Origin of the sequence: Arthrobacter sp. ZGTC131 (genome assembly GCF_002929275.1) — a bacterium.
Classification (GTDB): domain Bacteria; phylum Actinomycetota; class Actinomycetes; order Actinomycetales; family Micrococcaceae; genus Arthrobacter.
Map to the genome: position 1 here is coordinate 49,817 of NZ_PJIK01000012.1, position 22,666 is coordinate 72,482.

Below are 22,666 nucleotides of genomic sequence, written 5' to 3' on the forward strand. Positions count from 1 at the left end.
CGGTCAGGGCGGAGCCGTCAGCGGGGAGGAGCAGTCGACTCGCGGACCACAAGGTGGGTGGCCAATTCCACGCGGCGGGAGTCCAGCAGCTCACCCCGGGCCTGCCTTAGCACGAAGCGCAGCGCAGCCCGCCCCATCTCCTGCAGGGGCTGCGCCACGGAAGTCAGTGCGGGCACCGCCTCCTCGGCCTGGAACGTTCCGTCGAAGCCCGCGAGGCTCAGATCCTCAGGAATGCGGATGCGCTGCCGGCGGGCCTCGGCAAGCACGCCCAAGGCAATGCTGTCACTCGCTGCAAAGATCGCTGTAGGACGTTCATCCAGTGCCAGCAGCGTCCGCAGGCCCGTTACGCCATGCTCCGAACGGAATACGCCCGGGATGATGTATTCGTCATTCACCGTCACGCCGCTCGCCATCAGCGCGGCCATGTAGCCGTGCAGGCGGGCCTGGCTGCACTCGGCTTCCGAGGGGCCACCCAGGTAGGCGATCCGGCGATGCCCAAGTTCCAGCAGGTGGGCGGTGGCGGACTTTCCGCCCGCCCAATTGCTCGCCCCGACGCTCACCACATCGCCCGGCGGCGGGTTGAGCGGATCGATGACGACGACGGGAATGTGCCGCCGGTAGAACGCGTCCAGCTGCGCCTCCCCAAAAGCAGAAGTCACAACGATCAGGCCCACGCGGCCTTCGTCCAGGATGCGCTGGGCACGCCGCTCGGGGGTCAGGTGTGATGCCGACTGCTGCTTGGTGACGTTCAACAAGACCTGGACATCCTCGGCGGCGGCGTGTTCCATCACGCCATTGAGGACCTCCACGGCGTAGGCGGAATTGAGGGAATCGAACACCACTTCCACGGTTGGGGTCCGGCCCTCCGCCGTCTTGCGCTGCAGGGGAGACTGGTATCCCGTCACCTCAAGCGCAGCCAGGACCCTGGCCCGCGTGCCGGCCGCAACGTCTTCCCGCCCGTTGATGACTTTGGAGACGGTGGGAGACGAGACTCCGGCTTCCCGCGCGACGGCAGCAAGCGTAGGCCTGCCTGCACCCTGAATTGTTGACACAAGAACTCCCAGAAGTTTCGAAAAGTTTCGATGGCAACAGTTTGTCCCGCGCCTCCCCCTAGGTCAACCATCCAATAGTAAACGTTCTAAACTTTTTTCCGTTTGCGTCTTGACCGGTGATCTGCATCACGGCTACTTTGGGTTGCACGAGCCGCAGGTTTTACGAAAGTTTTCGAAATCTGCGGCCTCACGAAATCATCATCAGCGGCTGAGCGGCCTCCCTTGGACGGCCAGCCTGCCAGCTCTCACACCCGGGCAATCAGCGCCGACCCCGGAGGACGGATGAAATACCAGATGAAAACCCGTAAGTTGCGAACCGCCGTCATGGCCATCTCTGCCGCAGCGCTCTCCGTCAGCTTGGCGGCTTGCGGTTCCAGCGGCCCCGCAGGTTCCACCTCCGCAGGCTCCGGCACCGCCACCATGTGGGGGCTGACCGGCGGCAACCAGCCCGTACTGCAGAAGTCCATTGAGGCATGGAACAGCGCCCACTCCGACAAGACCATCAAGCTCGACTTCTTCGCCAACGATGCCTACAAGACCAAGGTCCGCACCGCCGTCGGTGCAGGCGAGGGCCCTACCTTCATCTACGGTTGGGGCGGCGGAGTCCTGAAGTCCTACGTGGATGCCGGCCAGGTGGAGGACCTCTCGGATTTCATCAAGGAAAACCCTAAGGTGAAGGACCGCTATCTTCCGTCCGTCCTGAAGAACGGTGAATTGGACGGCAAGACCTACGCCCTGCCCAACAACAACGTCCAGCCCGTAGTCCTGTACTACAACAAGGAAGTTTTCAACAAGGTCGGAGCGGAAGCGCCGAAGACGTGGGACGAACTGATGGCACTGGTTCCCAAGTTCAAGGAGGCCGGCATTGCCCCGTTCTCCCTGGGCGGCCAGTCCAAGTGGCCGGACCTGATGTGGCTCGAGTACCTCGTTGACCGCATCGGCGGCCCGGAGGTCTTCGCCAACATCGCTGCAAACAAGCCCGACGCCTGGTCCGACCCCGCAGTGGTCGAAGCCCTCACCAAGATCCAGGAACTGGTAGACGCCGGCGGCTTCGTCAACGGCTTCTCCTCCATCGCTGCAGACAGCAGCGCCGACCAGGCCCTGCTGTACACCGGCAAGGCGGCCATGATCCTTCAGGGCGGCTGGATCTACCAGGGCATGAAGAAGGATGCCGGTGATTTCGTCACTAGCGGCAAGCTCGGCTTCACCACCTTCCCCACGGTTGAAGGCGGCAAGGGCGACCCTGCAAACGTGGTGGGCAACCCGTCCAACTTCTGGTCGATTTCATCGAAGGCCACCCAGGAGGAGAAGGATGCGGCCCTCGAGTACGTCAAGGACGGCATGTTCACGGACGCAAACGTTCAGGACCTCATCAACTCAGGAGCTGTTCCCGTAGTCCAGGGCATCGAAAGCAAGCTTGAGGCCTCACCAGACAAGGAGTTCCTGACCTACGTCTACGGCATGGCCAAGAATGCCCCGGACTTCACCCTCTCCTGGGACCAGGCCCTGACCCCGGCACAGGGCGACGCGATGCTGACCAACCTCGACCAGATCTTCCTCAAGAAGATCACCCCGGAGCAGTTCGTCTCCACGATGAACGCCACGATCGGAAAGTAACGAAGTGACAACCACCAGTTCCATCCGCCGGGGGGTCCGCGACGCGGGCCCCTCGGGGTGGCTGGCAGTGCCAGCCCTCGTTTTCTTCCTGGTGTTTGCAGTTGTCCCGCTGCTCGGCGTGGTATTCCTCAGCTTCACCTCCTGGGACGGACTGCGGGAGATCAAGCTCAGCGGGCTCTCCAGCTGGACCACAGTCCTCACCGACCCCGTCACCGGCAATGCGCTGCTGGTGACCGCCAAGATCATGTTCTTCTCCTTCATGGTCCAGGCACCGATCAGCCTGCTGCTGGGCGTCTTCACGGCGGGCGGCCAGAAGTACCGCGCTGCGCTTGCAGTCCTGTACTTCCTGCCCCTCCTGCTTTCATCAGCAGCCGTTGCCATCGCCTTCAAGGCGCTCCTCGACCCGAACTTCGGCCTCGGCGCCGGGCTCAACCTGCCCATCCTGGCCCAGGACTGGCTCGGCAACTCGGACCTCGTGCTGTTCGTTGTGGTGTTCGTCATCGCCTGGCAGTTCGTGCCGTTCCACACGCTCATCTACCAAGGCGGCGTGCGGCAGATCCCCACATCCCTGTATGAGGCGGCGGAGATCGACGGCGCCGGACGCTTCCGCCAGTTCCTTAACATCACCCTGCCGCAACTGAAGTACACCATCATCACGTCATCCACCCTCATGGTGGTGGGCAGCCTGGCCTACTTCGACCTCATTTTCGTCCTCACCGCCGGAGGCCCCGGTTACAGCACCCGCCTGTTGCCCCTGCACATGTACCTCACCGGTTTCAAGGCCAACGACATGGGAGCCGCCAGCGCCCTTGGCGTCATCCTGATCGTCATCGGGCTGGCCCTTGCCCTGCTCCTGCAGCGGCTGGGCGGCAAGAACCGGAACGCAAGCCAATTGGAAGGTGCCTGATGGCTACAACACAGCTACCGGTTCCGCCGTCGGCCCCGGCCCGCGCGGAAGCAGCTCCCCGCCCCAGCATCAAAGGCCCTGGCCGGAAGCGGCCAAACGTCCTTGGCGGCCTTGGAGGCTGGCTCTGGCTCGCGATCATCATCGTGCCTATCTACTACGTGGTAATCACCAGCCTGAAGAACCAGGCCGGCTTCTTCACCAGCAACCCGATGGCACCGCCCACCGAGCCCACGCTGGCCAACTTCCAGCTGGTGCTCGAAAACGAGTTTGCGCGCTACTTCGCGAACAGCCTCATCGTCACGGTGGGCACCGTGCTCCCGGCCCTGTTTGTCTCGTTCATGGCGGCCTACGCCATCGTCCGCGGCAGGGGCCGGTTCCTGAACTGGACCAACAACCTGTTTCTGCTGGGACTGGCGATCCCCCTGCATGCCACCATCATTCCGATCTACTGGATGATCACCCGCGCCCACCTGTACGACACCCTGCTGGCGCTCATCCTGCCGTCCATTGCTTTCGCCATTCCGGTGTCGGTGCTGATCCTCTCCAACTTCATGCGGGATGTCCCCAATGAGCTGTTCGAATCAATGCGGCTGGACGGCTGCAGCGACTGGGCCATGCTGTGGCGGCTGGCTCTTCCGATGACCAAGCCGGCAGTGATCACGGTGGGAATCTACAACGCCCTGCACGTCTGGAACGGCTTCCTCTTCCCGCTGATCCTGACCCAGAGCCCGGACACCCGCGTGCTGCCTCTCTCGCTGTGGACCTTCCAAGGCGAGTTCAGCGTCAACATTCCCGCGGTGCTCGCCTCCGTGGTGTTGGCCACCCTGCCACTGCTGGTGATCTACGTCGTTGCCCGGCGCCAACTCCTCAGCGGCCTCACTGCCGGCTTCAGCAAGTAGACGCCCGGTGGTCGAGCTTGTCGAGGCCCGGTTTCGACAAGCCCAACCACCGGGATGCTCAACCACCGATTAACTGAAAGGACCACTCTTGACTGACATGAAGCCGTTGCGGGTCGGCATGGCCGGCTACGCGTTCATGGGTGCCGCCCACTCACACGCCTGGCGGACCGCGCCCCGGTTTTTCGACCTGCCGCTGCAGCCGCAGCTCACCGCGGTTGCGGGCCGTAACGCCGACGGTGTGAGGGCCGCCGCCGGGAAACTGGGCTGGGAGTCGGCCGAAACTGACTGGCGGCGCCTGGTTGAACGCGACGATATCGACCTGATCGACATCTGCACCCCCGGCGACACCCACGCCGAAATCGCGATCGCCGCCCTTGAGGCCGGCAAGCACGTGCTGTGCGAAAAGCCGCTGGCCAACTCCGTGAACGAGGCGGAGCGGATGACTGCCGCGGCCGAAGCGGCGGCAAAGCATGGGGTCTTCGCGATGTGCGGATTCAGCTACCGCCGCACGCCCGCGCTTGCGCTGGCCAGGCGGATGGTGGAAGAGGGCCGGCTGGGAACCATCCGGCACGTACGTGCCCAATACCTGCAGGACTGGCTGACCGACGAGAACGCGCCAATGACCTGGCGGCTGGACAAGAGCAAATCCGGCTCCGGCTCCCTCGGCGACATCGGCGCCCACAGCATCGACGCTGCCCAGTGGCTCACCGGCCAAAAGATCAGCGGTGTATCGGCGCTCCTGGAAACGTTCGTGCCCGAGCGGCCTCTTGCAGGGGACTTGGTGGGGCTCGGCGGGCAGGGCGGCGCTGATGCGCCCCGCGGAGCGGTGACGGTTGACGACGCCGCGATCTTCAGTGCCCGGTTCGACGGCGGCGATGCTTCAGCTGGCGCCGTCGGTGTCTTCGAAGCCACCCGGTACGCTCTGGGCAGGAAGAACGCCATGCGCTTGGAACTGAACGGCACCAAGGGGTCCCTCGCCTTCGATTTCGAAGACATGAACGTTCTTTCCTTCTACGACGCCGCCGAGTCGCCCGACGCAGGATTCCGCCGGATCCTCGTGACGGAGCCCGAGCACCCCTATGTGGGCAAGTGGTGGCCCACCGGCCACGGCCTGGGTTACGAGCACGGTTTCACCCACCAGGTGGTGGACCTCGTCAACGCCTTGGCGGAACAAAGGCAGCCGGAACCGTCGTTCGCGGACGCCCTCCAGGTCCAGCAGGTGCTCGCCGCCGTGGAATCCAGCGCCGTCAATTCCAGCCAGTGGCAGAAGGTCTAAGCCCGTGAAGACAGACAAGGAAGCACGATGACCCGACCCATTACGCTATTCACCGGCCAGTGGGCCGACCTGCCGTTTAAGGAGGTGGCCCGGCTCGCAGGCGAGTGGGGCTTTGACGGGCTGGAGATCGCCTGCTGGGGCGATCACCTGGACCCGCGCCGCGCCGCCGAGGACGATGGCTACGTCCAGGACCGGCTGGACATCCTGGAAAAGAACAACCTGCAGGTCTTCGCAATCGCCAACCACCTGACCGGCCAGGCGGTGTGCGACGACCCGATCGACCAACGCCACCGGGACATCCTCGCTCCGGAGATCTGGGGCGACGGCGATCCAGAAGGCGTCCGTTCCCGCGCCGCGAGCTCCATGATGGACACCGCCCGGGCCGCCGCCCGGCTGGGGGTGAAGACCGTCACCGGCTTCACCGGCTCCTCGATCTGGAAAGCAGTGGCGATGTTCCCGCCCGCGTCCGAGGCCATGATCGACGCCGGGTACCGGGACTTCGCGGACCGCTGGAACCCGATCCTTGACGTGTTCGATGAGGTTGGAGTGCGCTTCGCACTGGAAGTCCACCCCTCCGAAATCGCCTATGACTACTGGACCACCAAACGCACCCTCGAGGCCATCGGGCACCGGCGGGCCTTCGGGCTTAACTTTGACCCGTCCCACTTCATCTGGCAGGACCTGGATCCCGTGATGTTCCTGCAGGACTTCGCCGAGCACATCCTGCACGTGCATGTGAAGGAATCCGTGCGCCAGCTCGACGGCCGCAACGGCAGGCTCGGCTCGCACCTGCCCTGGGCCGACCCGCGCCGCGGCTGGGACTTCGTGACCGCCGGGCACGGGGACGTGCAGTGGAACAGGATTTTCCGGACGCTGAACGCGATCGGCTACGCCGGACCCACCAGCATCGAATGGGAAGACGCCGGCATGGACCGGCTCACGGGGGCGCCGCAGGCCCTGGCCCTCGTCAAGGACCTCGCTGCCATCGCCCCGCCGTCTGCGGCATTCGACGCCGCGTTCGCCACCCGCTGACTACCGCGCGCTGACCATCTTCCGCCGGCCACAGGCCGGCGCCCATCAAAGGAACCCCATGACAGAACGTAAGACCGCCCTAGTGGTCCGTGGCGGCTGGGACGGGCACCAGCCCTTCGAAGCCACCGAACTCTTCATTCCCTACCTCAAAGACAACGGCTATGACGTCCGCGTCGAGGAGTCGCCCAAGGTGTACGCCGACGCGGCCTATATGGCCGGCGTCGACCTGATCCTGCAGTGCATGACCATGACCACCATCGAAAAGGAGGAGTTCGCGGGCCTGCGGACCGCCGTCGAAAATGGCACCGGTCTGGCCGGCTGGCATGGCGGGATCGCCGACTCCTACCGCAACAACTCGGACTACCTGCACCTCGTCGGGGGGCAGTTCGCCTGCCACCCCGGCAAACACCCGGATGAATGCATCGGGGAGCAGTCCGACAACTACGTGCCCTACACAGTGAACATGCTTCCCGCCGCCGCCAGCCATCCCATCACGGAAGGCATCTCCGACTTCGAGCTGGTGACCGAGCAGTACTGGGTGCTCTCCGACGACTACATCGACGTTCTCGCCACCACCACCCAAAAAGCCCGCGAATGGGACCCTTGGCACCGCGAAGTCACCTCACCGGCAATTTGGACGCGGCACTGGGGTGAGGGCCGGATTTTCGTCGCGACCCCCGGCCACCGCGTGGAAATCCTCCAAGACCAGAACGTTCGAACCATCATTGAAAGGGGCCTGCTGTGGGCAAGCCGTTGAAAGTAGGAATCATTGGCTGCGGGGCCATCATCGCCCAGTACCTCACTAACTTCCGCCGGCTCGACCAGATCGAACTGGTAGCCGTAGCGGACTTGGATCCCGCCCGCGCCCAGGCCGTCGCCATGGACTACGAGGGCGTCCGTGCCGTCACCGTGGAGGAACTGCTCGCCGCGGACGACGTCGAACTGGTGCTGAACCTGACCATCCCCGCCGCGCACGCCGAGGTTGCCCTGAAGGCCATTGCCGCCGGGAAGAGCGTCTACGGCGAGAAGCCGCTGGCGGCCTCCACCGCCGAGGCGCGGCAGGTCCTGGACGCTGCCCGCCAGGCGGGCGTCGCCGTCGGCTGCGCTCCTGACACGGTGCTCGGCACCGGGATCCAGACGGCCCGCAAGGCGATCGACGACGGCCTGATCGGCGCGCCTGTCTCGGCCACCGCCACCATGGTGACCCCGGGGCACGAGCGGTGGCACCCGAACCCGGACTTCTATTACCAGCCCGGCGGCGGTCCCCTGCTGGACATGGGCCCCTACTACGTCACCGCCCTGGTAACCCTGCTCGGCCCCGTGGTGTCCGTCATGGGCGCCGCCAGCCACACCCGCAACACGCGCACCATCGGCTCCGGACCCCGCCAGGGGCAGGAGGTCCCGGTAGACATCGACTCCCATGTCACGGGCGTCCTCGTACATGCCTCCGGCGCTCTCTCCACCTTGTTCATGAGCTTTGACGCTGTAAAGTCCAAGTCGCCCAACATCGAGATTCACGGTGAACTCGGATCGCTGGTGGTGCCGGATCCCAACCACTTCGACGGCGACGTCCGGCTGTTTTCGCTGGGCGCCGACGAATGGGACACCCTGCCCGTCTCGGCCGGCTACGTTGACTCCGGCCGCGGCTTCGGCATCGCCGACCTTGCCTCGACGCCGCCCGGCGAAGAGCCGCGGGCAGGCGGGGAGCTGGCGTACCACGTCCTTGAAGTCATGGAATCGGTCCTGGAATCTGCCCGGACCGGCGCTGCGGTAGCCATCCAGAGCACTGCGAAGCGGCCGGACACCGTCAGCTTGACCGTTTTGTCCACCGAGATGGAGGGGCTGCAGGTTCAGGAAAGCACGTCCTAGGATCCGGGCCCGCAACTGCTGCTGCGCATGCACCCTGGACGGGCCTCGGCCCCGAGGCCCGTCCAGACAGTTTGACCGCATGTCAGAACAAAGTCTTGACTCGGGAATTAGAGCGCTCTAATCTGGGTAAACGGTGTCTGCACCACCTCTCACCATCCATCGCCCGAAGGCCGCCCGCAGTTCGGCCCCACCGATCCCAGGATGTCAACAATGTCGTTGCAAGCAGCACGCCCGCCCGCGTCGGGCTCCAAACATCGCGGATACCTCACCCGCCTGACCGTCATCTCCACCCTTGGCGGACTCCTGTTCGGCTACGACACCGGAGTCATCTCCGGTGCGCTGCTTTACATGCAGGACTCATTTAGCATGACCCCGGTGGAGGAGGCAACGGTCGTCAGCGCCCTGCTGTTCCCCGGCGCCGCTGTTGGCGCACTCAGCGGCGGGCGGCTCGCCGACGCGCTGGGACGCCGCGGCACTCTGCTCATCTGCGCCTTGCTCTTCCTCGTCGGCGCCCTGGGCTGCGCGATCGCGCCTAACGTCGGCTTTATGATCGTCGCCCGCGTGGTTCTCGGCCTCGGCGTGGGAGCCGCAGCCGTCACCTGCCCCCTCTATCTCGCGGAAATGGCGCCGGCGCACCTCCGCGGCCGCATGGTCACTATCAACGAGCTGATGATCGTCACCGGACAGATGCTCGCCTTCGCCATCAACGCGCTTCTCGACACCCTCATCCAAGACACGTCCGTATGGCGCCTGATGCTCGGCGTGGCGTCCATCCCCGCGATTGCGCTCCTGATCGGCATGCTCGTGCTGCCCGAGTCACCGCGCTGGTTCGCGCTCCGGGACCGTTTTGCAGACAGCCGGCGAATCCTGGACTTGAGCCGCAGCCCCGAGGAAGCGGATTTCGAGTACAAGGAAATCGTTGAGTCTGCCAAGACAGCGAGGGATGAGCGCTCCCACGCCTGGCGGGATCTCAAGAACAACCCGTGGATGCGCAAGCTCCTCTGGATTGGCATCGGACTCGCCGTGGTCCAGCAGGCCACCGGCATCAACACCGTGAACTACTACGCCCCGAGCATCCTTGAACGCAGCGGGCTCGGCGTGAGCGCGTCGCTGGTCGCAACCATTGCAGTGGGCGTGACCTCGGTGGTCATGACGATCGTGGGCATCTGGCTACTCGGCTTCATCGGGCGGCGCCGCATGCTCATCATCGGCTTCTCCGGGGTTGTGGGCTCCCAGGCGCTTCTCGCCGTCGTCTTCATGCTCCCCCAGTCGGATGCCGTCAGTTACACGATCCTGGCCGCCATGATGCTGTTCGTCGCCTTCGTGCAGTGCTTCATCGGAACCTGCGTCTGGCTGCTCCTGTCGGAGATCTTCCCGATCGCCATCCGGGGATTCGCCATGGGGATTGCGGTCTTTGCCCTCTGGACCGTCAACGCTGCCATCTCCTTCCTTTTCCCGATCCTCGTGGTGGCCTTGGGATCGACGGGAACCTTCGCCGTGTTCGTGCTGGTGAATGTCCTGTCCCTGGCCTTTGTGGCGAAGTTCGTGCCGGAGACCATGGGGCAGTCCCTGGAAGAACTGGAGGTGCACTTCCGCACCGGTGCCTTGCCCATCGTCGTTCCCGCCGCGGCGTCCGGCAAGGCTGCGGCGACCCAATGAAGTCCCGTGTCCGTGCGGCCGCTCTCCGCCGTTCATAGCCGCTGAGCGTAACCGGCATTGCTTCAGGAGCTTGTAGGGGGCGGCGGCCGTCCGCCGCCCCGCTGCGCGATACGCTGGGCGCCAGGAGGTGGCCAAGTGTCGGGGAATGAAGTAAAGCGGCAGCTAACGGGCAGGCGCGCCACGATTGTCGATGTGGCGCAGGAAGCAGGCGTCTCACGGGCACTCGTATCCCTGGTCCTCCGGGGCTCGCCCAAGGTCAGCGAGCAAAAACGAAAGGCCGTCGCCGAGGCAATGGCCGCCCTCGACTACAGGCCGAGCAACGCAGCGCGCTCCCTTGCCAGCGGACGGACCGGTGTTGTGGGAGTCCTGCTCGATGACCTGGCGAACCCCTGGTTCGTGGAGCTGCTCGACGGGCTAAAGAGCGTGTTCCTGGAGAAGGACCTGCGGATGGTCCTCGGCGATCCGCGCTACCTCGCCCGCCCCGGGGAAAGCCCGGTGTCCCCTTTCATGGATCTGCGCGTCGACGGACTCGTCATCGCAGGAGACATACCGCCCGACGACGACCTGACCCGGGCATCCCTGCACACACCCACAGTCGTAGCCGGCGTCCGCGGATTCGACCTGCCCGCAGCGGATCTGGTTGCCAACGACGATGTGGCCGGCGCGCGCATGGCCGTGGATCACCTGATAGACCTCGGCCACCGCGACATCGCCCATCTTGCCGCGCCGACCAGAGCCGGCGGGCTGCGGGCCAGCGTCTATCAGGACACCATGTCCCGCCACGGACTCAAGGAATACGTCCGGGTAGAGCAAACCGACATGACCGAAAAGACCGGTTTTGAGGCCATGACTCGTCTTCTCGACGGCGGGCGGCCGCCCACGGCGGTGTTTGCGGCCACCGACCTCCTCGCCGTTGGAGCGCTCTCTGCCGCTGCCGGACGCTCCGTTGGCGTTCCTTCGCAGCTGTCAGTCGTGGGGTACGACAACACCTATCTCGGGCAGATCCGCCACCTTTCCCTGACCACCGTTGACCCCGTCAGCCGTGACGTCGGCAAACGTGCCGCGGAACTGCTGCTGGAGCGCATGGCGGAACCGCGGTTGCCCCAACGCACCGAAGTCCTGCCCCCTCACCTGGTCGTCCGCGGCAGCACGACGGCGGCCGCCGGCCATGACTGAGCCGGACAGTAGCGGGGTACTCAGCTGAATAAATGCTGAGAGTTGTTGTGGAGAGGCTGAGAAAGCCGCGTCCCGGGCTTTGTTTATAGCCGGTGGCGGCCGCATCCTTGGATCATGGATGCAGTCCGGACGCTTGCCGGTCGTGGCGTACCCCGGACTCTCTGGGGTGTGCGAAAGCGCGCCACGGCCACTGCTGTGTTGGTCGTGGCTGCGGCGCTTGTCATCGGCGGCCTGACCATGCTGGTGCTGCTGCAGACATCGCTCGTCGCCACTGCGGAGGTCGCTGCCCGGGGCGAGGCCACGGACGTCGCCGCCCAAATCTCCGAACAGGGCCTGGCTGAAGGACGCCATATCATCGAAGCTGCCGGGGACGTCGGGCAGTATGTCCAGCTCCTGAGTCCGCAGGGGTCCGTCGTCTTCTCCTCGGTACCTGCCGCGGCAGCGGCTCCGCTGACCGGTTTACGTCCGGACGAGGGGCAAACGGTGGTCCAGGGCGTGCCCGAGCTGGACAGCCTCGATAACGACGACGACTTCCTGGTTGTGGCGACCGGGGTCCGTGACAAGGGCGTTCTTTATACGGTGGTGGTGGCCGTCACGACCCAGGTCGAGGCCAATACCGTGGCCACGGTGTCGTGGTTCGTGCTCGGCGCTACGCCGCTGTTGTTGACGCTTGTAGGGACCGCCGTCTGGATGCTGGTGGGCCGGTCCCTGCAACAGGTGGAGAGAATCCGGGGCCAGGTTGCCACGATCACCGCCCGCCGGCTGGACGGACGGGTGGAAGTTCCGCCTACCGCCGATGAGATCCAGGCCCTGGCGCAGACAATGAACTCCATGCTGGAACGGCTCGAGGCTGCCGATCTGGAACAGCGGCGCTTTGTCTCGGACGCCAGCCATGAGCTGCGCAGCCCCCTCGCCACCCTCAGTGCCGGGGTGGAAATCGCCGCCGCCGATCAGTCCGGGCGGACATGGGACGAGATGAAGTCGGTCCTTGCCGGCGAAACAGCCAGGATGCAGTACCTCGTTGAAAATCTTCTCACCCTGGCCAAGGCCAACGACGGAGGGCTGCGCCTGGAGAAGACCGATGTGGATCTCGACGACGTCCTGAACGACGAGATTGTTCGGCTGCGCTCGACGAGCCGGCACCGGATCGTGGCGCATCTTGAACCGGCGCGGATCACTGGCGATGCGCGCAGGCTCGCCCAAGTGGTCCGGAATGTCCTCGACAATGCCGATCGGTATGCCAAGTCCGTGGTTTCCATCGAGGTTCACAACGCCGAGGCCCAAGCCACCATAACCATCGATAACGACGGGCCGCCTGTGCCCGCCGCAGACCGGGAACGGATATTCGAGAGGTTTGTCCGGCTTGATGAAAGCCGGTCCCGCGAACGGGGCGGCAGTGGCCTTGGTCTTGCCATTGCGGCCGCCGTCGTGGCAGCCCATCACGGGTCGATCAGGGCATCAGAAGCGCCCGGCGGCGGATGCCGCTTTGAAATGGTCTTTCCGCACGCCGCGCCCGCCGACGACACCGGCAAGAAGGTCTCGGGCAGGAAAATATCTCGTTAACTCCAGCCAGGCCCATACTCGCAGCGCTATCCCACCGGGGTCCTGTCGGCGGTGAGCAGGTATCCCATGCCTCGGACCGTCATCAGGGTCTGCACATCGAACGGGACATCGATTTTCCGGCGGAGGTACCCAATATAGACCTCGACGACGTTCTCGCCGCCGTCAAAGGCCGCATCCCACACGTTGTCCAAAATCTCGCCCTTTGAAACCACCTGGCCGGGCCGCCGCATCAGGAAATGCAGCAGCGCGTACTCCTTGGCGGTCAGCGCAATCGCTGCCTCCCCGCGGCGCACTTGGCGGCTTGCAGTGTCAAGGCTCAGGGATCCCAGCTCCAGGACAACGGGCCGCTCCGGCGCTCCGCGGCGGATCAGCGCCCTTATCCTGGCAACGAGGACGACGAAGCTGAACGGCTTGGTCAAGTAGTCGTCGGCTCCAAGGTCGAAAGCGTCCGCCTGGTCGTACTCGCCGTCTTTGGCCGTCAGCATCAAGACCGGCGTCCAGATTTTGCGGCCGCGGACTTCTTTCAGCACGTCGTAGCCATTTTTCAGAGGCAACATCAGATCGAGCAGAATCACATCGTAGGTCTTCTCCGTGGCGGCCCAGACTCCGGTGACCCCGTCATGGACAACGTCCACCACGAATCCCTCGTTGGTCAGTCCGCGGCGGACTGTATCGGCCAACTGCTTTTCGTCCTCAACGATGAGAATTCTCACGCCCGCCTCCGCCCACTCATTCTCGAAGTATCCCTGACGGAGGGCTTGCCTGTCCCCTGCCGCACGGGATTCTCAGCTTGCTCTCATGACCGGTGCACCATGCTGTGCATAAGTCTTTCGTACCCGTACAGGAAAGAACGCCACCATGTACGCCACTGCAGGGCCCGCGGTCACCCTCAGTCCCCCTCGGCGCAAAAATCTGGGCACGGACAAGCCACCGTGATCCGTTCGCATGCCTCTGAACAAGCGAGAAGAACCTACCGAGGAAGTGAACGTCAGTGGCAAACATACGATGGGACTTGGTTCCCAACCCGGAGTGGGTACAAATGTACCGACGCGGCCTCAGCCGCGGGCAGATCTCAGCGCGGACGGGGGCGCCCATATCAACCGTGGGTTACCACCTGGCTGCCGCAAGGACCGCCGATCCCACGCTTCGTGAGGAGCACTTTGCCGCCGCCAATGGTGACCCTGCCAGGGCAACCCGACGGAGCGTCCAACGCATGAACGAGCTCGTCGGCATGGTGCGGCAAACAGGCCGGTATCCCGCAACCAACTCGTCGGAAGCCGCGGAACGCAACCTCGCAGCATGGCTGCGCCGCCGGCGCCGCGACGCTGCGGCTGGTTCCCTTACCCGCGTCCTCGATGACGGCCTGAGCGTCCTGCCGGACTGGAAGACACCCAACGGGCGCCGGTCCGCGTGATGCAGTGACCGGGCGGTTGAGCCTGTCGAAACGGTTGAGCCTGTCGAAACGGTTGAGCCTGTCGAAACCGTCAATCTCGACAGGCTCATCACCGGAACGGCGCGGTCAGCGGTTGGGTCAGTCGCTCTCTACGCCCTGATTCAGGACCTGGAAGTCCGGGCCGAGATTCACTTCGACTTCCGAGCCGCTGTTCAGCCGGATCTCAACTTCGTAGGCAGAGCCCGGGTCGTCGCCACCCTCAACGTCGGTCACCGTTCCCGGTCCCACCCTGGCAAGCGCGGCCTGGACTGCTTTGTCGCGATCGGCCTGGCTCAGGGTGCCTTGGGAACCTCCGTTGGTGGTCAAGTCGTCAACAACCATGTTTCCGGCCGCCCCCGCAACCGTTGCGCTTCCCAGTGCTGCCGCAGCCACCGCTGCTCCGATGATCCATGCTGTTCTCTTACGCACGACAGTTTCCTTTCACATCGTTTTTCCTAGTGTCCTACCGTTCTTGCGCCGGCACAACGCCCCCATAGGAGACGCCCGCCCGGGCTACCCCCGGGCGGGCAATTCTGGCTCCTGCAGCGGGTGGTTTTCCGCTACAGGAGGCTTGTCCCGATGTCTTTTCCGATCCGCTGGAGCAGGGCGGCGGACAGTTCGGGCTCCCTGGACGAGTCCCGGTCGATGTATTCCGCGAGGGTGTAGACCCGGGTCAGTGCCAGCTCGGACCAACGCTCCCGGGACAGGAGGGAGCGGCCGGCGACGGCGATGATGGGAAGGCTGCCCGAGCGCCGGGCAACGGCGGCTGGCAGCTTCCCGGACAGCGTCTGTTTGTCGATGCTGCCTTCGCCGGTGATGACGACGTCGCAGCTGTCCTTGCGGGCGTTGAAGCCCAGCAGGTCCAGGAAGTAGTCCGCGCCCGAGACCTGCTTGGCGCCGAGCAGCAGGCAGGCGTAGCCGATTCCGCTGGCGCTTCCCGCGCCGTCGTGCCCTGCCAGCGCCGCCGCGTCGGCGAAGCCGGCCTCCGCCATCTTGGCAACGAAGTGCTCAAGACCCTCGTCGAGGGCTGCGATGTCATCCGGCCCGGCGCCCTTTTGCGGTCCGAAGACCGCCGGGGCACCGTGGGCGCCGAGCAGCGCGTTGTGGACGTCGCTGGCAACAACGAGTTCCGTGCCTGCCAGCTCCGGAAGGTCGGTCCGGTGGATGGAGTGGATCAGCGCCAGGGCCCTGCCGCTGCCGTAAAGCTGCCGGCCGTCGGCGTCGCGGAAGCTGTAACCCAGTTCTCCAGGCCAGCGATAGTCTGCGACAGGGATGGCTGGGCGATGAGCAGGTGTTCCGCGGCCCGGTTGAAGCCGCCATGGTCTACCACCGCGAGGAAATACTTCAGCTTCCGCATGTCCATGCCAGCTTCGTCACCGCTTCCGGTCCCAGGCTCCACGGCACAGCGTGAAGGCATAAATAGCCTACGCCTATGGGACCTGCGGCCGCTGGTTGAGCCTACCGAAACCCCGCGGGCCCTCGATCTCGACAAGCTCGATCAGCGGTACGGCACCGCGGTCAGCGGCTGTAGATTCCCGTCAGCGTGGCCTGGCCCAGCAGGTGCTTGGCGAGTTGGGCTTCCAGCCCCTCGGGCCGGGACCCGGCTTTCAGTTCATCGACGTCCAGCGCATAGACGGTGACGACGTACCGGTGCCGGCCGTGCCCGGGCGGCGGTGCGGCGCCCACGTAGCCGCTGAAGCCGGCATCGTTCTTCAGCTGGACGGCACTGGGCGGGAGCTGCGGGCCATCCTCGGCTCCTGCGCCCTCCGGCAGCGAGGTGACGTCGGCCGGGATATTGACCACGGCCCAGTGCCAGAACCCGCCGGCGCCCGGGGCGTCGGGGTCAAAGACCGTGACGGCGAAGCTTCCGGTTCCCGCCGGCGCACCGTTCCAGCTCAGCTGCGGGGAATCGTCCGTGCCGCCGGCATGCAGCCTGCCGCTGCGCTGCGCGGGATGCAGGGTCTCGCCGTCCTGGAACGACTGGCTGGTCAGCTCGAACAACGGAACGTCCGGGAGGCTGGGAAAGGGATTGGCGGATGTCATGGCTGCCTTTCAGATGGTGGTGACTTCGGCTTCGTCTGCGGCCGCTTCCACGCGGTTGAGTTCGGCCCGCGTGGGCGGATTGGCTCCGGCGCGGGAGACTGTCACGGCGGCGGCGCGGGAAGCATGTGCCAGGAGGGCGGCGAGGCCGTCGACGGGCAGGTCGCGGAGGTCGGCCCGGTTCTGCGCACCGGCCAGGCCGCGGTCCACCACGCCGGACAGCAGGGCGGCCATGAAGGAGTCACCCGCTCCCACGGTGTCCGCTACGTCCACGCGCGGTGCGGCGAATTCGGCTTCCCCTGCCGCCGTGATGCCCCAGGGCCCGGATGCTCCGCGCGTCACCACCACCATGGCCGGGCCTCCGGCGCCGCCCAGCGACAGCCAGCGCCGCGCCGATTCCAGCACGTCCACACCGGGGTACAGCCAGGCGAGGTCCTCGTCGGAGGCCTTGACGATGTCCGAAAGTGTCACGAACTTCTCCGCCTGGCGCCGGGCATAGTCCGCGTCGGTGATGATGCTGGGCCGGCAGTTGGGGTCAAAGCTGATGGTCGCGGAGGGACGGGCATGTTCGACGGCGGCCAGGACGTCCGCGGCGCCCGGCGCCAGCATCGTGGCAATGGAGCCGGTGTGCAGCAGGGTGGTGCCCTGCAGCATGAACGGCAGCCGTTCCGCGAGTCCGGGAAGCTCCCAGGCGAGGTCGAACGTGTAGGTGGCGGCGCCGTCGTCGTCCACCAGGGCGGTGGCCACGCTGGTGGGCAGGCCATCCGGGGCCTGCGGGAGCATGACCGAGCTGGCCTTTAGGTGGGCGGCCACCGACTCGCCGTAGGCGTCGCGGCCGTAGCGGCCGATGAACTGCACGGGGTGGCCCAGGCGCGCGAGGCCCACCGCCACATTGAGCGGGCTGCCGCCGACGTGGGCTTCGATTCCTGAACTGCGCTGGACCACGTCAACGAGGCCCTCGCCAATAACTGTGAGCATGGACATACTCTGCCAGAGAACGCGGCCCGGCGCTCAGATGAGCCGGGCAGGCAACAGTGCAGCGGACCAATCGGCCCGCTGCACACGCCCGCTGCGGTAATTCGCTAGGACTTCTTCCCCGGCAACGCGAGTTTGAAGACCTTGGCCCAGGACGAACCCACCTGCTTCCAGATGGGGCCGGTGGTGTAGGGCAGGCCGTAACGCTTGCAGATTTCCTGCACCTTCGGGGCAACCTCGCCGTACCGGTTGGACGGCAGGTCCGGGAAGAGGTGGTGCTCGATCTGGTGGGACAGGTTTCCGGTCATGAGGTGCATGAACTTGGAGCCGGAGATGTTGGCCGAGCCGATCATCTGCCGGACATACCAGTCGCCGCGGGTCTCGCCTTCCACCATTTCCTCGGTGAATGTGTCAGCCCCTTCGGGGAAGTGGCCGCAGAAGATCACCGCATGGGCCCAGACGTTGCGGACGGCGTTGGCGGTCAGCGTGCCGTACAGCGCCTGCTTGCCCGAGCCGGTCAGCATGGCGACGGCCGGAGTGGCGGCGTAGTCCTTGGTGAACTGGGTGACTACCTTGCGGCCCAGGGCCTTGAGGTCCCGCTTCATGGCCTCCTTGGACTTCTTGCCCTCCTGGTATTCCACGAGCTCGAGGTCGTAGATGGCGATCCCCCACTCGAAGATGGGCGCCAGGATGGCGTTGTACAGGGGGTTGCCCAGGTTGTGCGGCTTCCACGGCTGCTCGTCATCCATGCGCAGGAGGTTGTATCCGACGTCGTTGTCCCGGCCCACCACATTGGTCCAGCGGTGGTGAAGGTCATTGTGGGTGTGCTGCCACGAACGTGCCGGCGTGACGAAGTCCCATTCCCAGGTGGTGGAGTGGATGTCCGGATCACGCATCCAGTCCCACTGGCCGTGCAGGATGTTGTGGCCGATTTCCATGTTTTCCAGGATCTTGGCGAGGCTCAGCAGCGTGGTGCCCGTGACCCAGGCGGCCTTGTTGCGGCCCATCAGCAGCGCGGCACGGCCGGAAATCTCAAGTCCGCGCTGGACCTTGATGACGCGCCGGATGTACGCGGCGTCGGACGCCCCACGTTTGGCCAGGATGTCATCCCGGATGGCGTCCAGTTCGCGGCCCATCTCGGCAACCTGCTCGTCGGTAAGGTGGGCAGCCGCCGGGGGACGCACCAGAGGGCTCCCGGAGGAGGCCAGCGCCCCGGGACGGTGTTTAGCCGCCGCCCCGTTGATCGACGTCGAATTCGCGGCTGTGCGGTCAGATATTGCAGTCATGCGGTGTTGCTCCTCAGATGTCGAGGTTAACGGGCCCGGCGGCTGCCGAAACACACGTCTGGATTAGTTGGCCCGGTTCGCCGTGGACCTCGCCGGTCCGCAGGTCACGGACTTGGCCGGACCGCAGCGGTAGCAGGCAGCTGTGGCAGATGCCCATGCGGCAGCCGCTGGGCATCAGGACTCCCGCGTCTTCGCCGACGTCGAGCAGCGGCGTCCCGCCGTCTGCCTCAACCTCGCGGTCCGACGCCTCAAAGGTGACCAAACCGCCGTCGTGCCCCGCTCCGCCCACCAGGCTGGTGTTGAAGCGTTCGATGATCAGGCTGATGGGGTCCGCTGCGAACGGACCCGGCGCTGCCTTCTCGTGGGCGGCGGCCTCGCTGGACCAGAGGGCCTCGGCGTCGTCGAGGAACCCCTCAGGACCGCACGCATAGGCGGCGCGCTGGCGCCAGTCCGGGCACAGCTCCTCCAGCTGGGCGGTGGACCCGAAGTCCAGCCGGCCGCGTTCGCCCGTGTACCAGTGGGTGACGCGGAAGTTGGGGAACTGGTCGGCGAGCTCGGACAGTTCCTCGTGGAAGATGCTGTCCTGGGGCGTGCGGGCGGAGTGGATGAGCACCACGTCGGCGTCCGGGCGGTGCGGCACCAGCGTGCGGACCATGGACATGACCGGCGTGATGCCGCTGCCCGCAGTCAGCATCAGCAGCGGACGGGGGTGTTCCGGCAGGACGAAGTCACCCTGCGGCGGCGCCAGGAACAGCACATCGCCGGGCTTGGTCTGCCGGACCAGGACGCCGGAAACCGCGCCGACATCACTCACAGTGATGGCCGGATCCTGCCCGGCGGGGGCGCTGAGCGAATACGAGCGCCAGTGGCGCACGCCGTCGAGCTCCACGCCGATCCGCGCCCACTGGCCGGCCTTGTGGGCCTTCCAGCCGCGGCCGGGTCGGAAGTGAATCGTGGCGGAATCCGCCGTTTCCGGGACAACCCTGGTGACCACGCCGCGCAGCTGGCGGGCGGAAAACACCGGGTTAAAAAGCGCAAGAACATCTTCCGGCGCCAACGGAGTGGTCAGAACGGACGCGGCGCGCGCCAATTTGCGAAGCCGAATCATGTTGTCCACCACCTGTTGGATTCACCCATATATTTCTCCTAGTGAAACCGGTGATCGTAATATACAAAACTACCCCAACCCCCAGCTACTAGATTCCTCCATACAGATGCCACTAGCAACCGGGGGCAACTGTGACAGTAAGTATACTTATCATCCCGGGACACGGCGACCTAGGAGCAGCGGACCCAAGGATGGCGCGCCCCTGACCGGCAACAACCAGCAGCCGCTTTACTATCTACCCCATGACTTTGCAACGAACAGACGTCGATGGAGTTCCCGTCTTCTGGGTGGACGGGCCCCAGCCATTCACGGCCCACCTGATTTTCCGCGCCGGCGTCCGGGACGAATCCTTCATGACAACCGGCCTCACCCACTTGGTGGAACACTTGGCCATGTCATCAATTTCTGACCTCCGCCAGAACCACAACGCCGGAGTTGAGCCTACGTTCACCTCATTCACGGCCAGCGGCAAGGCAGAGAGCGTGGGCTCATTCCTCGCCGCAGTCTGTTCCGCCGTTTCCGCCCCCGACTTGGGCCGGCTGGACGTGGAGAAGAAGGTCCTCACCGCCGAGGGCTCCGGCACTGTTCCACCGGCAACCGCGGAGCACCTGCGGCACCGCTTCGGCCTGTCGTCGTTTGGTCTGGCCGATGTGTCCCCGCCGGCGCTCGACGCGCTGGGATCCGCCGACGTTCTCGAGCACCTGCGTGTCTATTTCACTGCCGGAAATGCGGCCCTGGCCCTTAGCGGCCCGCCGCCCGAGGGGCTCCGACTGGCGCTGCCCGCCGGTTCGGCCCACCCGCCGGCCGCTCCTGCGCGTCTGCGCAAGTCGCTGCCCAAGTGGTTTGAACAAGGGGGGCCGCGGCTGGGCCTGTCGTTCGAGGTTCCGGCCGACACCGAAGCCCGGCGAGAGGCCGCGCGGGCCACGTCACGGATAGCCTGCAGGCGGGCGCTCCGCACTTTGCGGCAGGAGCATGGCTGGATCTACGACATCGACTGCCTGCACATTTTCGAGGACGACGGCCGGGGCGTGCTGTGCTTTGAGTCCGATCCCACGGCGCAGCACGCGGAGGACGTGCGGCTCGGTCTCATGGCGATCCTCCGGGATCTGCACCTCAACGGCCCCACCGCCGAGGAGCTGAACCTCGAAGTGGAGGAGTTGCAGGAGCACCTGGACGATCCGGCATCCGCGATTGACGTGGCCGTAGCGGCCGCGCAGTCCCACCTGCTGGGTCGGGCTGCCGTTGGCCACCAGGAAAAAGCGGCGTTGGCCAAGGGCGTCACGGCGGAGGCCTGCCGGGCAGCCTTGGACTGGCTAGAGGAGACGGCCATCTTCGGGATGCCGGACGGGACCCGTCCCGGCGACGACAGCCTCAAGTCGGATCAGGACAGGACCGTTGATTGGCTGGGCGGAAAGGAGTTCCGGCGCAGCGTGCGCGGCGCCTTCTACGGCGTCCCCGGCGGGAGCAAGTTGTTCGTCGGCGACAAAGGCGTGACGCTCTCCACCGACTACACGGCGAGCATCAGGTGGGAGGACCTGGTGGGAGTCGCCGTCGCGCCGGACGGCCTCGTCACCCTCATCGGCGCGGACTCGCAGGAGATCGTGATCCGGGATGTATGGTTCGGGGACGGCAGGCGCGCGATCGAGACCATCTTGGGCAAGGCAGGCGAAGGCCGCCGGTTCACTCCGGCAGCCCTCCCCTAGAGACCCAGAAGCTCCTGCACCAGCTCGCGGCACTTCCGGTAGGACGAAGCCTTCGGGTCGATCAGCGCGAAGTGGTCACCCGGAACCTTGACCACCTGGACCGGCGCCCCCGCGGCACGGGCGGCGGCCACGTAGGCCTCCGACTGGCTCATGGGCACGGTGTCATCCTCCAGGCCGTGGACCGCATAGATCGGCACCTCCAGCGGGACGGCGCTCATGGGATCGGCGTATTTGTGGCGCTTGGGGTACTTCCCGGAAGAGCCGCCCATCAGGTTGCTCACCGCGCCGTTGCTGAGATCGAGCCAGTCGGCCTGGGCCAGGTTGAGCAGCCCGGACTGGCTGACCACGCCCGTAAGGTGCACCGCCCCGCCGTTGAGATTCCTCAGGACCTGCCGGTCCGCGTCCGGCGTCCCGAGCCCGGCAAGCCTGTCCCGGCCGGCTGCCCAGACGGCGAGGTGGCCGCCGGCGGAGTGGCCCAGCGCCACGACACGGGAGATATCCAATCCGTGCTCTTCAGCAATGTCGCGCAGTTTGTCGATTCCGGCGAGCACGTCCTCGAACGTGTGCGGCCAGCCGCCGCCGTTGCCTGCCCGCCGGTATTCGAGGTTCCAGGCCGCCATTCCATGGGCGGCGAGGTCCTTGGCGAGCGGCTCGCCCAGCTCTGCGCCGTACTGCGAGCGCCAGTAGCCGCCATGGATGACCACCACTACGCCGCGGGTCACGGTGTGCTTGCTCCTGGACGGGGAAGGTGGCGGCGGTTCCGGCAGAAAAAGCTCGCCCCATTGGCTGGGGTGGTCACCGTACTGGTACTTCTGCCGCTTCACTGCATCCTCCTTGGGTCCCGGTGAACAGGAAGCGCCCAGCGCCGCCAGCGTCACCACTGCCGCAGCCCCCGGCAGTCCATTGGACAGCAAGGCACGACGGCGCACATCAGCCATGTGCCGAGCCTACATGGGAGCTGGTCCCGCCGGGCGGAAGCCGGGGCCGCATCGGGGCGGATGGTCCGGTTCAGGACGACGACGGCGGCCGGCCGCGGGTGTCATCCGCGGCCGCTGTCGCACCCCCTTGATAG

At 65.7% G+C, this 22,666-nt stretch carries 21 protein-coding genes and 1 pseudogene; 12 read left to right on the forward strand and 10 right to left on the reverse strand.

Annotated features, from left to right (window positions below; all coding sequences use genetic code 11):
- Positions 1-17 precede the first annotated feature (17 nt).
- Positions 18-1,043 (reverse strand): LacI family DNA-binding transcriptional regulator, encoded by a 1,026-nt coding sequence (locus CXQ90_RS15220; RefSeq protein ID WP_104140310.1) that lies wholly within the window; start codon positions 1,041-1,043, stop codon positions 18-20.
- 303 nt (positions 1,044-1,346) lie between these two features.
- Here CXQ90_RS15220 and CXQ90_RS15225 point away from each other — a divergent pair, with 303 nt between their 5' ends.
- The 10 genes from CXQ90_RS15225 (at position 1,347) to CXQ90_RS15270 (ending at position 13,050) form a co-directional block, all read left to right on the forward strand.
- Positions 1,347-2,669, forward strand: a complete 1,323-nt coding sequence (locus CXQ90_RS15225; protein WP_104140311.1) for an extracellular solute-binding protein — start codon at positions 1,347-1,349, stop codon at positions 2,667-2,669.
- 4 nt (positions 2,670-2,673) lie between these two features.
- A complete protein-coding gene (locus CXQ90_RS15230) occupies positions 2,674-3,576 on the forward strand; it encodes a carbohydrate ABC transporter permease (RefSeq protein WP_104140223.1) in 903 nt (300 codons plus the stop codon).
- Positions 3,576-4,475 (forward strand): carbohydrate ABC transporter permease, encoded by a 900-nt coding sequence (locus tag CXQ90_RS15235; RefSeq protein WP_104140224.1) that lies wholly within the window; start codon positions 3,576-3,578, stop codon positions 4,473-4,475. Before CXQ90_RS15230 ends, CXQ90_RS15235 begins: the two co-directional genes overlap by 1 nt.
- Before the next feature lie 88 nt (positions 4,476-4,563).
- Positions 4,564-5,751, forward strand: a complete 1,188-nt coding sequence (locus CXQ90_RS15240) for a Gfo/Idh/MocA family protein (protein WP_104140225.1) — start codon at positions 4,564-4,566, stop codon at positions 5,749-5,751.
- 27 nt (positions 5,752-5,778) lie between these two features.
- On the forward strand, positions 5,779-6,783 hold the full coding sequence (locus tag CXQ90_RS15245; protein WP_104140226.1) for a sugar phosphate isomerase/epimerase: 1,005 nt from the start codon (positions 5,779-5,781) through the stop codon (positions 6,781-6,783).
- A gap of 58 nt (positions 6,784-6,841) precedes the next feature.
- Positions 6,842-7,540 (forward strand): ThuA domain-containing protein, encoded by a 699-nt coding sequence (locus CXQ90_RS15250; protein WP_104140227.1) that lies wholly within the window; start codon positions 6,842-6,844, stop codon positions 7,538-7,540.
- Positions 7,525-8,652, forward strand: coding sequence for a Gfo/Idh/MocA family protein (locus CXQ90_RS15255; protein WP_104140228.1), 1,128 nt, complete (start codon positions 7,525-7,527; stop codon positions 8,650-8,652). The genes CXQ90_RS15250 and CXQ90_RS15255 overlap by 16 nt, the downstream gene beginning before the upstream one ends.
- A gap of 201 nt (positions 8,653-8,853) precedes the next feature.
- Positions 8,854-10,311: a sugar porter family MFS transporter gene (locus tag CXQ90_RS15260; protein WP_104140229.1), complete on the forward strand. Its 1,458-nt coding sequence runs from the start codon at positions 8,854-8,856 to the stop codon at positions 10,309-10,311.
- Positions 10,312-10,503: 192 nt separating this feature from the next.
- Complete coding sequence (locus CXQ90_RS15265; RefSeq protein ID WP_219816694.1) at positions 10,504-11,487, forward strand: LacI family DNA-binding transcriptional regulator; 984 nt, start codon at positions 10,504-10,506, stop codon at positions 11,485-11,487.
- A 114-nt stretch (positions 11,488-11,601) separates the two neighbouring features.
- A complete protein-coding gene (locus tag CXQ90_RS15270; protein ID WP_104140231.1) occupies positions 11,602-13,050 on the forward strand; it encodes a cell wall metabolism sensor histidine kinase WalK in 1,449 nt (482 codons plus the stop codon).
- Positions 13,051-13,076: 26 nt separating this feature from the next.
- Here CXQ90_RS15270 and CXQ90_RS15275 read toward each other — a convergent pair whose 3' ends face one another.
- Positions 13,077-13,763: a response regulator transcription factor gene (locus CXQ90_RS15275; protein WP_104140232.1), complete on the reverse strand. Its 687-nt coding sequence runs from the start codon at positions 13,761-13,763 to the stop codon at positions 13,077-13,079.
- 500 nt (positions 13,764-14,263) lie between these two features.
- Between CXQ90_RS15275 and CXQ90_RS15280 the strand changes: the two genes are divergently transcribed.
- Positions 14,264-14,464, forward strand: coding sequence for a hypothetical protein (locus CXQ90_RS15280; RefSeq protein WP_104140233.1), 201 nt, complete (start codon positions 14,264-14,266; stop codon positions 14,462-14,464).
- A gap of 117 nt (positions 14,465-14,581) precedes the next feature.
- Here CXQ90_RS15280 and CXQ90_RS15285 read toward each other — a convergent pair whose 3' ends face one another.
- The 7 genes and pseudogenes from CXQ90_RS15285 to CXQ90_RS15315 all read right to left on the reverse strand — a co-directional run bounded on the left by CXQ90_RS15285 (position 14,582) and on the right by CXQ90_RS15315 (position 19,891).
- A complete protein-coding gene (locus CXQ90_RS15285; RefSeq protein ID WP_104140234.1) occupies positions 14,582-14,911 on the reverse strand; it encodes a PepSY domain-containing protein in 330 nt (109 codons plus the stop codon).
- Positions 14,912-15,042: 131 nt separating this feature from the next.
- A complete protein-coding gene (locus CXQ90_RS15290) occupies positions 15,043-15,756 on the reverse strand; it encodes a glycerate kinase (RefSeq protein ID WP_308470555.1) in 714 nt (237 codons plus the stop codon).
- Positions 15,726-15,845 (reverse strand): annotated as a pseudogene (locus CXQ90_RS15295) (LysR family transcriptional regulator); the annotation flags it as partial. The pseudogene CXQ90_RS15295 and the gene CXQ90_RS15290, both read right to left, overlap by 31 nt.
- A 155-nt stretch (positions 15,846-16,000) precedes the next feature.
- Positions 16,001-16,525 (reverse strand): YbhB/YbcL family Raf kinase inhibitor-like protein, encoded by a 525-nt coding sequence (locus tag CXQ90_RS15300; RefSeq protein WP_104140235.1) that lies wholly within the window; start codon positions 16,523-16,525, stop codon positions 16,001-16,003.
- Between the two features lie 9 nt (positions 16,526-16,534).
- Positions 16,535-17,500: a carbohydrate kinase gene (locus CXQ90_RS15305; protein ID WP_104140312.1), complete on the reverse strand. Its 966-nt coding sequence runs from the start codon at positions 17,498-17,500 to the stop codon at positions 16,535-16,537.
- 104 nt (positions 17,501-17,604) lie between these two features.
- Positions 17,605-18,783, reverse strand: a complete 1,179-nt coding sequence (locus CXQ90_RS15310) for an acyl-CoA desaturase (protein ID WP_104140236.1) — start codon at positions 18,781-18,783, stop codon at positions 17,605-17,607.
- A gap of 13 nt (positions 18,784-18,796) precedes the next feature.
- Positions 18,797-19,891, reverse strand: coding sequence for a ferredoxin reductase (locus CXQ90_RS15315; protein ID WP_104140313.1), 1,095 nt, complete (start codon positions 19,889-19,891; stop codon positions 18,797-18,799).
- Positions 19,892-20,133: 242 nt separating this feature from the next.
- Here CXQ90_RS15315 and CXQ90_RS15320 point away from each other — a divergent pair, with 242 nt between their 5' ends.
- Positions 20,134-21,594 (forward strand): insulinase family protein, encoded by a 1,461-nt coding sequence (locus CXQ90_RS15320; protein ID WP_146068911.1) that lies wholly within the window; start codon positions 20,134-20,136, stop codon positions 21,592-21,594.
- Here CXQ90_RS15320 and CXQ90_RS15325 read toward each other — a convergent pair.
- Positions 21,591-22,418, reverse strand: a complete 828-nt coding sequence (locus CXQ90_RS15325) for an alpha/beta hydrolase (protein WP_104140238.1) — start codon at positions 22,416-22,418, stop codon at positions 21,591-21,593. The two genes, CXQ90_RS15320 and CXQ90_RS15325, sit on opposite strands and share 4 nt — an antisense overlap.
- Positions 22,419-22,666 lie beyond the last annotated feature (248 nt).